The following is a 15,172-nucleotide window of genomic DNA, read 5'->3' on the forward strand; positions in this document are numbered from 1 at the left end:
CCCCCATTACCATCACGGAGAGCACGACCCATGAGTCGCACCAGTCCTGCCATACCGATCGGCGACCGCCCGCCCGGCACCTCGCGTCGCGTCCTCCTCGCCGCCGGCGGTGCCGGAGCACTGACCCTGGCGGTGAGTTGCGCGGGCGGCGGATCGGCCGATTCCGGCCCGCGCGCCGGCGGCGCCCAAGCCGAGGGCACCCCCAGGCGGGGCGGCCGACTGCGCGCGGCCTTCCCCGGGGGTGGCGCCAACGAGAACCTCGATCCGCACCTGGCCAATCTGTTCGTCGACGTGGCCCGGGCCAAGGCCCTGTTCGACAAACTCGCCGACTACGGCGCGGATCTGGCCCCGGTGCCCCGGCTGGCCGCCGGCTGGGAGGCGGACCCCGGCCTGGTCACCTGGCGGGTCCGGCTGCGCCCGGCCGCCTTCCACGACGGCCGGCCGGTCACCGCCGAGGACGTGCTGTACAGCTTCCGCCGCATCGCCGACCCCAAGCGGGCGTTCCGCGCGAAGGCGTCACTGGAACCGATCGACCTGGACGCCAGTCGGGCACCGGACCCGAGCACGGTGGAGTTCCGCCTCAAACGGCCCTACGCGGAATTCCCCAACACCCTGGCCGCGTTCGGCGCCTACATCGTGCCCAAGGACGCGGACTCCTTCGAACGACCGGTGGGCTCGGGACCCTTCACCTTCGTCTCGTTCAAGCCCGGAAGCTCGCTCCTGCTGCGGCGCAACGAGAGGTACTGGGAAGGTGCGCCGCACCTGAACGAACTGGAATTCGTGGTGGCCGGCGAGGAGTCGGCGCGCACCAACGCGCTCCTGGGCGGACAGGTCGAGTACGCACACGAGTTGAACCCGGCCACCGCGCGCGTACACGAGGGCAAGGGCCGGATCACCGTGCTGCGGCTGCGCAACAGCGCGATGCAGGGCTTCGTGATGAAGACCGACCGGCCGCCCTTCCACGACCCCAGGGTCCGGCAGGCGTTCTTCCTGATCGCCGACCGTCGCGAACTCGTCGACGGCGCGCTGTCGGGCGCCGGCGAGGTGGGCAACGACCTGTTCGGCAAGGGATACCGCTACTACGCGGCCGGCATCCCGCAACGCACCCAGGATCTCGCCAAGGCCCGCGACCTGTTGCGCGAGGCGGGCGCGGAGGGACTGCGGGTCACCCTGGACACCGCGCCGGCCGCCACCGGATTCGTCGAGGCGGCCGGCATCTTCAAGGAACAGGCCGCCAGGGCCGGGGTGACCGTCGAGGTCCGGGTCGGCAACAAGGACACCTACTGGAAGGACATCCTCACCGGCGGCACCCTGGCCTCCTACCGCTCGGGCGCGATGCCCATCGAATCCCACATCTCCCAGCGGCTGTTGAGCGGGTCCACCACCAACGCCACGCAGTGGCACGCGAAGGACTTCGACGACCTCTACCAGCAGATCCAATCCACCCACGACGAGGGATTGCGCACCGCGCTCTACGAGCGCATGCAGCGCCGACTGCACGCCGAGGGCGGCTTCCTGATCTGGGGGTTCGCGGACTGGATCGTGGCCACCGCGAACCGGGTGCGCGGGGTGGCGGTGACCGCGCCCGCCAACACCCTGGACTGGGCCCGATTCGACCGGGTCTGGCTCGCGTGAGCCCGGACCGGACCTGGCTGAGCCGCCGACTGCTCCTGGGCGTGGGGCAGACGGCGGCGCTGGTCGTACTGATCTTCGCGCTCACCGAGGCGCTGCCCGGCGACGCGGCGGTGGCCCTGGCCGGCGACCAGCCCGATCCGGAACGAATCTCCCGGATCCGGGAGTCCATGGGCCTGGACCGCTCCGCCGCCGAGCGACTGATCGACTGGTGCGGCGCCCTGGCACGCGGCGATCTGGGTACGTCGCTGATCTCCGGTCGTCCCGTCACCGACCTGCTCGCCGACGGGTTCGGCCCGACCCTGACGCTGGCCGGTGTCACCGCGATCCTGCTGGTGCCGCTGTCGGTGGGGCTGGGCGTGCTCGCAGCGCGCCGCGAGGGCGGTCCGCTGGACCGGACCGTGAGCGCGTTGACATCGGCCGTGCACGCGGTCCCGGAGTTCGCCCTGGGGGTGCTGCTGACCACGCTGTTCGCGCTGCGCCTGGGCTGGTTGCCGCCCACCGCCGTCGGCACCGGCGGCGATCCGTGGGCGCACCCGGCCGTGTTGGTGTTGCCGGTGCTGGTGTTGCTCTCCCGGCCGGTGTGCACGATCAGTCGTCTGGTGCGTGCGGGCATGATCGACGCGATGGCGTCGCCGTACGTCGCGCACGCCCGGCGGCAGGGCCTGTCCGCGGCCCGGGTGCGCTGGGCCCATGCCCTGCCCAACGCGCTGGCCCCGGCGGGCCAGCAACTCGCCCGGACCTGCGACTGGTTGCTGAGCGGCGTGATCGTGGTCGAGGCCCTGTTCGTGATCCCGGGACTGGGCACGGTGCTGATCGACGCGGTCGCGGCGCGCGACATCCCGGTGATCCAGGGTCTGGCGGTGGTGTTCGGGGTGATCACCGTCGTGGTCAACCTCGGCGCCGACCTGGTCACCCGCCGACTCGCCCCGCGCGCGGAGGCCGCGGCATGAGCGACCCGGCCGCCCGGGACGGGCGTCGCGACGGAATCGACTCCCGCCGGCGGATGGCGTGGCGGTACGCGCTCGCGCTGGGACTCATCGCCGTGCCGCTGCTGTTCGCGGTGCTCGGGCCACTGTTCGCGGGAGCGCCCGAATCTCGGGCCGTGTCCTTCACCACCGGCCGAGGGCACTGGCTGGGCACCGACTTCGCCGGTCGCGACGTCTGGCGACAGGTGTTGCTGGGTGGGCGCTCGGTGGTGGTCGTGGCGGTCGCCGCGACCGTGCTGGCCTATCTGGTGGCGATCCCGCTGGGGTTGGCCGCCGCGTTGAGCGGACGGAGTTGGCTCGCGGAACTGCTGATCCGTCCACTGGACGTGCTGCTCGCGGTGCCCTCGCTGCTGTTCGTGCTGCTGGTGGCCGCGCTGTTCCGACCGGGACCGGGCGAACTGGTCCCGGTGGTGGCCCTGGTGACCGTTCCCGACGCGGCACGCGTGGTGTTCTCGGCGGCCACCGAGATCGCCTCGCGTCCGGTGGTGGAGGCGCTGCGCATGCAGGGCGAGTCGTGGTGGCGGATCGCCGTCGGCTACGTGGCCCGATCGATGCGGCGTACCCTCGCCGCCGACCTGGGCACGCGGCTGACGGGAGCGCTGTACCTGGTGGCGACCGCCGCCTTCCTGGGCGTGGGGGTGGCACCGGACGCCTCGGACTGGGCGGTGATGGTGGACCGCAACCGGGTCGGCCTGTTCCTCCAGCCGTGGGCGGTGGTGGTACCCGCGGCGCTGATCGTGGCGCTGTCGATGGGCACGAATCTGCTGTTCGACGCTGCGCTGCAAGGACCCCGAGAGCGGACGGGAGAGCACCGATGAGTGATCCGGAACCGGTGGTGTCGGTATCCGAGTTGCGGGTGGAGGTCGGCGGTCGGGCGATCGTGGACGGGGTGAGCCTGACCGCGCGCGCCGGGCGGATCACCGCGCTCGTGGGCGCGTCCGGCAGCGGCAAGACCACCACGGGACTGGCCCTGCTCGGCGAATTCCCGCCCGGCGCCCGGGTGACGGGCGAGATACGGGTCACCGGCGAGGGTCCCGTGGGCTACATCCCGCAACATCCCGCCGCCGCGCTCAACCCGGCCCGTCGGGTCGGGGCGCTGCTGCGCGACATCGCCCGGCCCGCGGGAGGCGGGCGCGCGGCGATCCGGACACGGGTGTACGACGCGCTGCGGGCGGCTCGGATCCCGGATCCGGAGGAGATGGTGCGGCGTTTCCCGCATCAGCTCTCCGGCGGGCAACAGCAGCGGGTGGTGCTGGCCCAGGCTCTCCTGCTCGGGGCCCGCGCCGTGGTCGCCGACGAGCCCACCACGGGGCAGGACGCGCTCACCAAGCAGGGGGTGGTCGAGCGGTTGGCGGCGGTGGCCGGACAGGGCATCGCCGTGATCCTGCTCAGCCACGACCTCGACGTGGTGCGCCGACTGGCCGACGACGTGGTGGTGTTGGCGCCCGGGCGGGTGGTCGAGTCCGGTCCACCGGCCCGGGTGTCGCTCACCGCGCGGCGGCCGGACGGGCTCGCGGATCGGCCGAACCGGCCGGTGCCCTCGACCCGGACGGCGGCCGTGCCCCGCCTGGAGGTGCGCGACGTGGTCGCCCGGCACCGCGCGGGCGGGGCGAGCGCCGTCCTGCACGGGGTGAGCGTGTCGGTGGAAGCGGGGGAATGCCTGGCCCTGGTCGGACGTTCCGGCAGTGGCAAGACCACCCTGGGGCGCTGTGTGACCGGGCTGCACAGCCGCTACGACGGGCGGGTCCTGCTCGACGGTACGCCGCTGCGACGCAGCCTGCGCACCCGTACCCGCGCCGAACTGGCCGCCGTGCAATATGTGTTCCAGGACGCGCGGGCCTCCTTCGACGAATATCGGCCGGTGTTCGAGCAGGTGGCCCGCACGGCGGTCCGGTTGCGCGGTGTCGAGCCGGACGAGGCCCGCGCGCAGGCGCTGGGCACGCTGGGCGAGTTGGGGCTGCCGCCCGACACCGCGGGCCGCCGGCCGGGCGCGTTGTCCGGAGGCGAGGTGCAGCGCGCCGCGCTGGCCCGCGCGCTGCTCGCCCGGCCCCGGGTGCTGGTCTGCGACGAGATCACCTCGGGTCTGGACGCTCCGACCCGGATCGCGATCCTGGACCTGCTCGGGCGATTGCGCGAACACGCCGAGCTGAGCCTGGTGTTCATCACCCACGACCTGGCCGCCGCAGGCCTGCTCGGCGATCGCATCGCGGTCCTGGAGCACGGGCGGGTGGTCGAACACGGCCCGACGCGGCGAGTCCTGACCGAGCCGGCGCACGCTTTCACCGGCCTGCTGGTGCGGGCCGCCGCCGATGTCGGGTCAGTGCAGGGTGCCCAGGAGGGGCCGGGTGAAAGGGGTGACCTGGTCGGGTCTCCCGGTACGGATCTTCTCGGCCCATCCCGGGTCGGCCAGGAGTGAGCGGCCGACGGCGATCAGGTCGAACTCGTCGCGATCGAGGCGGACGAGCAGGCCGTCCAGGTCGGTGCGCCCCTCCCGCCGTGCACGGCCCGCGCGACCTGTTGCCGGCCCGCGAGGGCGTCCTCGCCGTGGAAGCGGGGCACACGCTCGCCCCATCCGGCGGTGGCGTGGTCGATGTACGTGCCCTCGGTGACGATCAGCGCGGTGCCACCGGCGGCGCGGCGGGCGTAGTAGTCGGCGACATCGGCCCCGGGTACCCCGCCGGGCGAGAACCCGCGGGTCATCGGGGCCATCACGATGCGATTGGACAGTTCCAGACCGCCAACGGCGAACGGGCGGAACAGCGGTTGGACCTGATCGACGGTCGTGGTCGGCGGGTGGCTGGTCACGTGTTCTTCCTGGGCCGGCGACACGGTGGCCGACGTATGGCTGACGGCGTCGACGGCCGGTGGCACCCCGTGGTCGACGGAACCTGTGGCGGACGACTCATGGCCGGCGACAACTGTGCGTACGTTGTATCCGTAGTAGACAATGTACACATTGAATACGGTGTATCGGCAAGACCTCGCACACGCACGACGCACCGCATGGACGAATGGGTCACGTCGGTGGCGGGCCGTGCCGAGGGCGCCGACGATGAGGGGACGGGGGCGTTCCTTGTCGGTTTCTCTGGAGGTTCACGTCATGCCCGTGGTCACCAAGCCCTACGTGCCCGGCACCCCCTGTTGGGTCGACCTGATGGTCCCCGACCAGCAAGCCGCCCTCGACTTCTACCGCGATCTGTTCGGCTGGCAGGGCGAGGTCGGGCCGCCGGAGACCGGCGGCTATTCGGTGTGCCTGCTGAACGGGAAGCCGGTCGCGGGCATCATGGCCGCGATGTCCCCGGACGGCGGGGAGGTTCCGCCGCCCGCGTGGACCACCTACCTGGCCACCACCGACGCGGACGCCACCCAACAGGCGGTCACGAAGGCCGGCGGCACGGTGGTGATGCCGGTGATGGACGTGATGACGCTCGGCCGGATGGGCGTGATCGCCGACCCCACGGGCGCCGTGTTCGGGATCTGGCAGGCACGGGACTTCGGCGGCGCGGAGGTGGTCAACGAGCCCGGCGCGGTGATCTGGAGCGAGCTCAACACCGGCGACACCGCCGCCGCGTCCTCGTTCTACTCGGCCGCGGTGGGCCTGGAGGCCGCCGAGATGGAGGGTGCCGAGGGCTACTCGTCGCTGAGTGCGAGCGGCCGGGTGATCGGCGGCATGCAGGGGCTGGACCGGTTGCCGCCCGGTACGCCCGCGCACTGGCTGACGTACTTCTCCGTCGACGACACCGACAGCACGGTGGACGCGCTGATCCGGGCCGGCGGCAATGTGCTCAAGCCGCCGTTCGACATGATGGCGGGTCGGATGGCCGTGGTCCAGGACCCGCAGGGCGGCGCCTTCGCGGTGATCAACGCGACGGCTCCCGCACCGTCCTGACCGTCACCCCCTCATGCGCTCGGCATCCGCAACGGATGCCGAGCGCACGGCTGTTCGGTCGGTGTGCTGCCGGCAGCGGAGGTCACCGAGGGCCGCGGTGGTGTGGGCGGCCGGTCGAAGGATCCGGACCCCGGCGCCCACCCGACCCAGGCCGACCCCCGCCGGCGGGCGCCGGCGGGGGTCGGGTCGTGCAGGTGGTTCAGGCCGCGTTCGTGGCGGGGCCTTCGTCGGCGAGTGCCTTGAAGCCGCGCAGGCGAAGGCTGTTGCTGATCACGAAGACCGAACTGAAGGCCATCGCGGCACCGGCGAGCATCGGGTTGAGCAGGCCGGCGGCGGCGAGCGGTAGGGCGGCGACGTTGTAGGCGAACGCCCAGAACAGGTTGGACTTGATGGTGGCCAGGGTCTTGCGGGCGAGCCGGATGGCGTCGGCGGCGGCCCGCAGGTCGCCGCGGACCAGGGTCAGGTCGGCGGCCTCGATCGCCACGTCGGTACCGGTGCCCATGGCCAGACCGAGGTCGGCCGTGGCCAGCGCCGCGGCGTCGTTGACGCCGTCGCCGACCATGGCCACGATCCGGCCCTCGGCCCGGAGCCGGGTGACCACGTCGACCTTGTCCTGCGGCATAACCTCGGCGTACACGTGCTCCGGATCGATGCCCACCTGCGCGGCGACGGTGCGGGCGACGGTGGTGTTGTCGCCGGTGAGCAGGATCGGGGTCAGGCCCAGCTCGCGGAAGCGGCGGATGGCCTCGGCGGAAGTGGGCTTGACCGCGTCGGCGACGACCAGGACGGCGCGGGCCTTTCCGTCCCAGGCCACCGCGACGGCGGTCCGGCCGAGCGCCTCGGCGTCGGCCATGGCGCGTTCGAGGTCGACGGGAAGGTCCAGGGCCCACTCGGTGAGCAGCCGGGTGCGGCCGACCAGCACCGCGTGGCCCTCGACGATGCCCTGGACGCCGAGCCCCTCGACGTTGGCGAAGTCCTCGGGGTCGGGCAGGTCGCCGACGCGCTCGCTCGCGCCCTTGGCGATGGCCTGGGCGATCGGGTGCTCGGAGGCGTTCTCCAGGGCACCCGCGAGCCGCAGCACCTCCTCGATCCGCTCGTCGGCGGCGAGGTGGGTCTCCAGCAGGGTCATCCGGCCGGTGGTGACGGTGCCGGTCTTGTCCAGGACGACGGTGTCCACGCGGCGGGTGGACTCCAACATCTCGGGGCCCTTGATCAGGATGCCCAGTTGCGCGCCGCGCCCGGTGCCGACCATGAGCGCGGTCGGGGTGGCCAGGCCCAGGGCGCACGGGCAGGCGATGATCAGCACGGCGACGGCGGCGGTGAACGCGCCGGCGACGCCCTGCCCGGTGCCCCACCAGAAGCCGAGAGTGGCGGCGGCCAGCGCGATGACGATCGGCACGAAGATGCCGGAGACCTTGTCGGCCAGGCGCTGCACCTGCGCCTTGCCGTTCTGCGCGTCCTCGACCAGGCGGGCCATCCGGGCGAGTTGGGTGTCGGCGCCGATCCGGGTGGTGCGGACCACCAACCGGCCGCCGGCGTTGACGGTGGCGCCGGTGACGACGTCGCCGGGGCGTACCTCCACGGGGACGGATTCGCCGGTGAGCATCGAGGCGTCCACGGCCGAGGTGCCCTGCTCGATCACGCCGTCGGTGGCGATCTTCTCGCCCGGGCGCACCACGAACAGGTCTCCGACGACCAACTCCTCGACCCGGACCCGTTCCTCGCGCCCGTTCCGCAACACGGCCACGTCCCGGGCGCCGAGCTCGAGCAGTGCCTTGAGCGCGGCGCCGGAGCGGCGCTTGGCGCGGGCCTCGAAGTAGCGGCCGGCGAGGATGAACGTGGTCACCCCGGCGGCGGCTTCGAGGTAGATGTTGCCCGCTCCGTCGCCGCGTTCGATGGCGAAGGAGAACGCGTGGGTCATTCCGGGCGTGCCGGCGGTGCCCCAGAAGAGGGCGTACACCGACCACGCGAGCGCCGCGAGGGTGCCCATGGACACCAGGGTGTCCATGGTCGACGTGCCGTGCCGCAGGTTGGTCCACGCGGCCTTGTGGAACGGCCAGGCGCCGAAGGCGACGACCGGCCAGGCCAGGGCGAGGGACAACCACTGCCAGTTGGTGAACTGCAGGGCCGGGACCATCGCCATCGCGATCACCGGCACGGTCAGCACGACGGAGACGAGCAGCCGATCGCGCAGGGCGCGGACCCTGCCCCCGTCCGGGTCCGCGTCCGGCGCCGGTTCGCCGGTGCTGCCGGCGGTCTTGGGCGGGGCGGGCAGCTCGGCGGTGTAGCCGGCGGCCTCGACCTGGGCGACCAGGTCGGTCGGCGCGATGTCGCCGGCGTAGGTGACCTTGGCCTTCTCGGTGGCGTAGTTGACCGTCGCGGTCACGCCGTCGAGCTTGTTGAGCCGCTTCTCGATGCGCATCGCGCACGAGGCGCAGGTCATGCCGCCGATCGACAACTCGATCTGCCCGGTGTCCTGCGGCGCCGAGGTCTCGGTGCTCGAACTCATCGCCCTCTCCTTCTCGTGTCGTGGTGCGGTGTGGCCGTCGCGGGCCCGGGGCGGTGGCGGCCGGTGCAGGCCCGCGATCACACTCTCAATATACCCCTAGGGGGTATGCGGAGTGCAAGTGTCGGCCTCGACTTCGCCGCTCGGTGGATCCTTCGGTGCCCCGGCTTACCCGGCATGGTGCGCGTCTTTGCCCGGCTCGGTGCGCACGCTCGTGGTGCTCGGTCAGTGCGCGTGTTCGCCGTGTTCCGCTTCCGGGGCGGGCGACGAGGTCGGGGCGATCGGGGGTGCCTGCGCGACGGTCGCAGCGCCCACGGTCACGGTGAACTCGGCGGTGCGGACCGTTCCCTCGTGCCGGAAGTCCAGGTAGAGCCGGTAGTTGCCCGCGCTGGGGGCCTGGGCGTGGAAGCCGATGCCGGGACCCGCGGGGGTCTTGCCGTCGCCGGGCGCGCCCTGGGGATGTACGTGCAGGTAGGCGAGGTCGCCTTGGCGCAGGGCGACCAGGTGGCCGTACGCGCCGAGGTAGGGCTGGAGGTCGGTGACGGGGCGGCCGTCCCTGCTCACGTTCAGGGTGAGCGCGGAGGAGCCGGTCGCGGACAGGTCGCCGGCCAGGGTCACGGTGTATCCGTCGACCGTCGCGGTGCGAGTGGGCGCGGGGAGCGCGGCCGGTTCGTAGGAGCCGGCCACGACCACGTCGGCGCCGAGAGTGAGCGGGCCGCCGGGGTCCCCGGTGGGGGCGAAGTCGGCGAACACGCGGTACGTGCCGGCGGTCGCGAAGGTCAGCGGGACGCTCCAGGTGCCGTCCGGCCCGAGTGTGGGGTGCACGTGCTGGAAGCCGGACAGGTCGCGGCGGGCCACGATCAGGTGCAGGTCCTGCTCGTGGGCGCGGTCGTAGCGGGTCCACAGGCGGCCGTCCGGGCCGAGCACGCGGAATCGGAAGTCGGTTCGGGTGCCGACCGGAAGCGGTTCGGCGGGCGCGGCGAGGGTGTAGCCGCGTTCGGACACCTGGAGTCCACCGGGCGCTTCGGCGGCGGCGGGCTTGACGCCGGTCGCACCGGGGGCCTGCTCGCCGCCGCGTGCGTCGGCGCCGTGTCCACCGTGCGCGGGCGCCGGGTCGGAGCCGATCGGGCCGACCGCGTGGCCCACGCCGAACGCGGCGCCGAAGGCCAGGACGATGCCGGCGCCGAACGCGCCGACCTTGACTGCCGTGTTCATGGTCTCTCCTCGGTCGATCGGTCGGTCGGGACCGAAGCCGGGTTCGGGATCGGAATCCGGTTCGGGGTCGCGTCGGGCCGCAGGGCCCGCTCGTCGGCGGTTGCCGGCCGCACCGGCCGGGAGGGCGCCGCGGGCGGGCGCCCTCCCGGGCCGGTCAGTGGCAGCTGCCGCAGCAGCTCGCGCCCGCCGCCGGCGTCGCGGGGGCAACGAGCTCGTAGCCGGCCTCGTCGATCGCCGCCGCGACGGCCGCGTCGTCGATCGTGGTACCTGCGGTCACGGTGACGGTGCCGCTCGCGAGGTCGACCCCGACGTCGGTGACGCCGTCGATCCGACCGACCTCGGTCCGGACCGACGAGACGCAGTGCCCGCAGGTCATGCCGGTGACGGTGTAGGTCGCGGTGACGGTGGACGTGGACGTGCCCATGGCGAAGCCTCCAGGTTCTCGGATCCGCCGCACCGGATGCGCTCCGGTCGGCGGCTTCGGTTAACAACATACCCCCCCTAGGTATGTAGTCAACCCGTCGAGGCCGATCCGGAGTGGGTTCTCGGTGGTGGCGAGCGCCTCGTCGGGCACGTTGCCGCAGATGTCGGGCAAGACGTTTCGGGCCTGTCGGGGCGTCTCGGACAGGGGCCGGCGCAGGTCCGTTCGACATTGCCGATGTTCGGCAACCCGGGGCGCGTCAGGGTGCCGAGAACAAGGGTGTCGCCGAGGGGACGAAACCTGTGAGTCTGGTGATCGTCACGGGGACGGTGTGGCCCGCCGAAGCGGCCGGGCGACCGCCCCTGCTTCAGATCGCGTCAAGGAGCACCATGCGCATGATCCGTACGGCCGTTGTCTCGGCCGTCGTCGCTCTCGCCATCGCCGGTCTGGCGGCCTGCGACGGCGGCTCGGAGAAGTCCAACGCGGACAAGGACGCGAAGGCGCTGGCCGACGACGCGCTGGCCCGGCTGCGCAAGGCCGACGATGTGAAGATGGTCGGCGGTGGCGACAACCAGGGCAGGAAGCAGGACGTGGACGTCTGCCTGCGGAACGCCGACCTGCAGGGCACGATGAAGGTCGACGGATCGCCTGTGGACATCGTCCTGATCGGTACGTTCGTCTACATGAAGGCCGAACCCGACTTCTGGGCCAAGGCCTTGGCGGAGCAGGGCCCGCAGGCGGTTCTGATGAGCAAGCTGTTCGCGGGCCGGTACGTGAAGACTCCCGCCAAGGGCGAGGACGGCCAGGACGGGAGCGTCGGTGGAATGAGCGACTTCTTCCAGGGCTCCGCCGAGGGTGTGGTCAAGGGCGAGGTCGTCACGGTGGACGGCAGGAAGTTGGTCCCGCTCAGCAAGAAGAACGCCAAGGGCAACACGGTGACGCTGCACGTCCCGGAGAAGGGCGAGCCCTTCCCGACGCTGGTCACCGTCTCGGGCAGTGTGACGATGAAGCTGAACCTCACCAGGGGCGCGCAGAAGTGCACACCCACCGCGCCGCCGGCCGATCAGGTGATCGACCCGGAGGCGCTGGAGCGCGGTGGAGCCCCTACGGCTCCCACCGCGAACACGCAGACCTGAGGCCCGGACCCGAGGCCGAGGCCGGAGATCCAAGCCCGAGATCCAAGCCCGAGATCCAAGCCCGAGACCCAGGCCCGAGACCCAGGCCCGAGACCCAGGCCCGAGACCCAGGCCCGAGCGACGGGCCTGGGCCTCGGGCCCGGCGATCGCCGGCGTCAGTCGCGCAGCATCAGGATGACGCCGGCGGTGACCGCACCGACGGCAACGGCGGCGATGCCGTAGGCGAGACGGTGCGCGCGCAGGACCGGCAGGAAGCGGTCCACGGCCAGCCGGCCCGGGCCGGTGAGGGCGAGCGCGGCGGCGGCCGAGGTGAGCAGCAGTTCGTACTCGACGCCGCTCGGCGCGAAGAAGCCGCCGTCCCACTTGACCGCGACCGCGTTGATCATGGTGCCCACGATCGCGGCGGCGGCCAGTGGGGTGCACAGGCCGGCGACCAGGGCCAGGCCACCGAAGGTCTCGGTGAGTCCGGCCACCGTGGCCATCGCCTTGCCGGACGGGTAGCCGCTCATCGTGAAGAACTGGCCGGTGCCGTCGAGGCCGGCGCCGTCGAACCAGCCGAAGAGCTTCTGGGAGCCGTGCGCGGCCATGGTCAGGCCGACCACGACGCGCAGCAGGAACAACCCCAGGTCGTATCCGTGCAGGGACGGGCCGGGCGCGGTCGGCGACGCGGTGCCGGTGGACCGGTCGAGGCTGCGGAGGGTCGTCTCGGCGGGGGAGGACATGCGGGTGTCTCCTGTCGATGCGAGGTCGTCGGACGATAGGCAGTTCAAATTTGAACTACTTCGACGCTACAGCCCGACCCCGCCTTCGACAAGCTCAGTAGGCTGGCGCGCATGAGTGAACCGCGGTGGTTGGACGACCTCGAGATGGCGGCGTGGCAGAGCTTCGTCGAGGCCGGCCACCGCGTGGACCGGGCACTGGAGCGCCAACTCAAGGACGAGGCCGGCCTCTCCCATCCGCAGTACGAGATCCTCGTGCACCTGTCCGCCGCGTCCGACGGGGAACTGCGGATGGCGGAGCTGGCCGAACGCCTGATCACCTCCAAGAGCGGGATCACCTATCAGGTCGCCCAACTCGAGAAGCTCGGCCTGGTCCGTCGGCGGCAGTGTCCCGACCAGGCGCGCGGCGTCTTCGCGGTGCTCACGGAGCAGGGATCCGAGCGGTTGCGCGGCGCCGCGCCCGCGCATGTGGAGCGGGTCCGCGAAGTCCTCATCGATGTCTTGGATCGCGAGCAACTCGCGCTCCTGGCAGAGGCGTTGGGCACGGTCGGCCGGCGACTACGGGCACACGACCGCGGCTGAGCGGCGCCGCGACCGGGTTCGCACGACGAGGCGCCCCGCTCCCGGATGAGGTGTCGGGAGCGGGGCGCCGATCATCGGACGAGCGATCGGGGACGGGTCAGGAGATGCTGACGTCGTCCACGTAGAAGGTGGTCGTGGCGGATTCGTCCTCGGAACCGGCGAACCGGAGAGTGACCGTCTGGCCCGCGTAGGCACTCAGGTCGACAGTCTTCTGGACGTAGGTGCCGGTGGCGTTGGCGTTGGAGTAGGTGGCCAGGGTCGTGCCGTTGACCTGGACCTTGAGCGTGTCGTAGACCGTCGAGCCAACTTCCTGTGTGGTGATCTTGACCCACAGGCGGAGCGAGGTGCCGGCCGGGACGGTGATGTTGGACTGGGTGACGTTCTCGGTGGCCGTGCGGCCGTAACCCATCATCCAGGCGTACCAGCTGCCGCCGTGCGCGGTGGCCTGGCTGCTGTTGGTGATGATGGTGGCGTCCTGCGTCCAGTTGGCGGTGCCCTGCTCGAAGCCGCCGTTCTGGAGCGCGTTGCCCGGGTTGGTGTTGCCGACGGTCAGCGTGTAGGTGGTCGAGTGCACGACCGAGCCGGTGCCGGTGATGGTGATCGGGTACGTGCCGGGCGTGGTGCCGGCCGCGACCGTGATGGTGGCGGTCGAGGATGCCCCGGACTGTACGGACGTCGGGTTGAAGGTCACCCCGACGCCGCTGGGCGCGCCATTGGCGCTCAACGCCACGGTCTGCGCGGTGCCGCTCGTGGTGGTCGTGTTCACGGTCGTCGTGGCGCTGCCGCCGGCGGAGGGCACGTTGCCCGCGCCGGGCGTGACCGCGATCGAGAAGTCGTTGGTGGGCGCGGGTCCGCCGACCGCCGTCTTCCAGATGGTGTAGGCGACACCGTCGGCGCTGCGGTCGAGGACCGTCGCGTTGATGTTGGCGGTGGTGTCACACGCGGAGTGGTAGCAGGAGTCGTAGGAAGTGTTCGCCTGGCCGCCCCACTTCGTGGCCTGTGCCGAGGTCTTGCGGGCGTCGGCGCCGGCCGCGTAGCCGGAGGTGGGGATGCCGCCCTGCTGGAAGGAGTAGTCGTCGGATCGGCCCTGGCCCTCGACGTTCTCCTCGGGACGCAGGTTCAGCGTGTCCCAGTACGCCTTCATCGGCGCGGCGGTGGTGGAGTTGATGTTGTTGATGAAGTAGCCGCCGTTGGGCGAGCCGACCATGTCGAAGTTGTAGTAGCCCTTGATCGCGCTGCGCTGGGTGGAGCTGAGCTGACCGACGTAGAACTGCGAGCCCTGCAGGCCCTGTTCCTCGCCTGCCCACCAGCCGAAGCGCACATGCTTGCTGAGCGTCGGGTTGGCCTGGGCGAGCGCGAGGGCGTTCTCCAGGAGGGTGGCGGAGCCGGAGCCGTTGTCGTTGATGCCGGGTCCGGCGGAGACGCCGTCCAGGTGGGCGCCGAACATGACGATCGAGTCGGCGGGGCCGCCCGGCCAGTCGGCGATCAGGTTGTTGGCGCGGTAGGTGCAGGAGGTGCAGGTCTGCTCGGTGACCGTGAAGCCTGCCGCCTGGAGCTTGCCCTTCACGTACGCCAGCGACGCGGTGTAACCGCCGGTGCCCGAGCGGCGGTTGCCGCCGTTCTGCGAGGCGATCGTGCCGAACTGGGACAGGTGCGCCTGCACGTTGGCCACGCTGATGTTCGGCGGATCGGTCGGGTTCCCCGGACCGGTCACCGTCAGCGTGTACTGCGCGGTGTGCGTGACGCTACCGGTACCGGTCACCGTCACCGTGTAGGTGCCGGCCGTCGGCGTCGCACCCGCCGTCAGGGTCAGCGTCGAGGTGCCACCGGACTGGACGGTGGGCGGGTTGAACTGACCGGTCACACCACTCGGCAGACCGGCGACGGACAGCGCGACGGACTGCGCCGAGCCGCTGGACGTGATGGTGCCGACCGTGGTCGAGACGGTTCCGTTCGGTACCACGGTGCCCGAGGTCGGGTTGACGTTGATCGAGAAGTCGTTCTGGCCCGGGCCGCCGGTGCAGGTGGGGTCGTTGGGTTGGGCGGGGACGCTGACGGCGTCCCAGGCGGCCTTGGTCTTGTT

At 71.8% G+C, this 15,172-nt stretch carries 12 protein-coding genes and 1 pseudogene; 7 read left to right on the top strand and 6 right to left on the bottom strand.

Annotation, left to right across the window (positions count from 1 at the left end):
• Positions 1-30 precede the first annotated feature (30 nt).
• The 4 genes from ACZ4FV_RS42795 to ACZ4FV_RS42810 are packed head-to-tail and all read left to right on the top strand — an operon-like array spanning position 31 to position 5,037.
• A complete protein-coding gene (locus ACZ4FV_RS42795; protein WP_395871320.1) occupies positions 31-1,635 on the top strand; it encodes an ABC transporter substrate-binding protein in 1,605 nt (534 codons plus the stop codon).
• Entirely contained in the window at positions 1,632-2,585 is a 954-nt protein-coding gene (locus ACZ4FV_RS42800; protein ID WP_465326188.1) for an ABC transporter permease, read from the top strand. Before ACZ4FV_RS42795 ends, ACZ4FV_RS42800 begins: the two co-directional genes overlap by 4 nt.
• Positions 2,582-3,439, top strand: a complete 858-nt coding sequence (locus tag ACZ4FV_RS42805) for an ABC transporter permease (protein WP_465326190.1) — start codon at positions 2,582-2,584, stop codon at positions 3,437-3,439. The genes ACZ4FV_RS42800 and ACZ4FV_RS42805 overlap by 4 nt, the downstream gene beginning before the upstream one ends.
• On the top strand, positions 3,436-5,037 hold the full coding sequence (locus ACZ4FV_RS42810) for an ABC transporter ATP-binding protein (protein ID WP_465326193.1): 1,602 nt from the start codon (positions 3,436-3,438) through the stop codon (positions 5,035-5,037). The genes ACZ4FV_RS42805 and ACZ4FV_RS42810 overlap by 4 nt, the downstream gene beginning before the upstream one ends.
• A 65-nt stretch (positions 5,038-5,102) precedes the next feature.
• Here ACZ4FV_RS42810 and ACZ4FV_RS42815 read toward each other — a convergent pair.
• Positions 5,103-5,426 (bottom strand): annotated as a pseudogene (locus ACZ4FV_RS42815) (oxidoreductase); the annotation flags it as partial.
• Positions 5,427-5,721: 295 nt separating this feature from the next.
• On the opposite strand from ACZ4FV_RS42815, the gene ACZ4FV_RS42820 reads away from it, so the two are divergent.
• Positions 5,722-6,510: a VOC family protein gene (locus ACZ4FV_RS42820; protein ID WP_395871313.1), complete on the top strand. Its 789-nt coding sequence runs from the start codon at positions 5,722-5,724 to the stop codon at positions 6,508-6,510.
• 199 nt (positions 6,511-6,709) lie between these two features.
• On the opposite strand, the gene ACZ4FV_RS42825 is transcribed toward ACZ4FV_RS42820, so the two are convergent.
• The 3 genes from ACZ4FV_RS42825 to ACZ4FV_RS42835 all read right to left on the bottom strand — a co-directional run bounded on the left by ACZ4FV_RS42825 (position 6,710) and on the right by ACZ4FV_RS42835 (position 10,655).
• Positions 6,710-9,019: a heavy metal translocating P-type ATPase gene (locus ACZ4FV_RS42825; protein ID WP_395871311.1), complete on the bottom strand. Its 2,310-nt coding sequence runs from the start codon at positions 9,017-9,019 to the stop codon at positions 6,710-6,712.
• A gap of 222 nt (positions 9,020-9,241) precedes the next feature.
• On the bottom strand, positions 9,242-10,231 hold the full coding sequence (locus ACZ4FV_RS42830) for a hypothetical protein (RefSeq protein WP_465326197.1): 990 nt from the start codon (positions 10,229-10,231) through the stop codon (positions 9,242-9,244).
• Between the two features lie 154 nt (positions 10,232-10,385).
• Positions 10,386-10,655 (bottom strand): heavy-metal-associated domain-containing protein, encoded by a 270-nt coding sequence (locus ACZ4FV_RS42835; protein ID WP_402232780.1) that lies wholly within the window; start codon positions 10,653-10,655, stop codon positions 10,386-10,388.
• A 392-nt stretch (positions 10,656-11,047) separates the two neighbouring features.
• Between ACZ4FV_RS42835 and ACZ4FV_RS42840 the strand changes: the two genes are divergently transcribed.
• Complete coding sequence (locus ACZ4FV_RS42840) at positions 11,048-11,788, top strand: hypothetical protein (protein WP_402232782.1); 741 nt, start codon at positions 11,048-11,050, stop codon at positions 11,786-11,788.
• 155 nt (positions 11,789-11,943) lie between these two features.
• On the opposite strand, the gene ACZ4FV_RS42845 is transcribed toward ACZ4FV_RS42840, so the two are convergent.
• Positions 11,944-12,510 carry a DoxX family protein gene (locus ACZ4FV_RS42845; RefSeq protein ID WP_395871303.1) on the bottom strand — a complete coding sequence of 189 codons (567 nt, stop codon included), beginning with the start codon at positions 12,508-12,510 and terminating at the stop codon, positions 11,944-11,946.
• 111 nt (positions 12,511-12,621) lie between these two features.
• Here ACZ4FV_RS42845 and ACZ4FV_RS42850 point away from each other — a divergent pair, with 111 nt between their 5' ends.
• The gene (locus ACZ4FV_RS42850; protein ID WP_331771555.1) at positions 12,622-13,089 is read left to right on the top strand and encodes a MarR family winged helix-turn-helix transcriptional regulator; all 468 of its coding nucleotides are present in this window, start codon (positions 12,622-12,624) and stop codon (positions 13,087-13,089) included.
• Positions 13,090-13,186: 97 nt separating this feature from the next.
• On the opposite strand, the gene ACZ4FV_RS42855 is transcribed toward ACZ4FV_RS42850, so the two are convergent.
• A partial coding sequence (locus ACZ4FV_RS42855) for a M28 family metallopeptidase (protein ID WP_465326201.1) occupies positions 13,187-15,172 on the bottom strand: 1,986 nt, incomplete at its 5' end.

Source organism: Embleya sp. NPDC025285 (assembly GCF_055558835.1).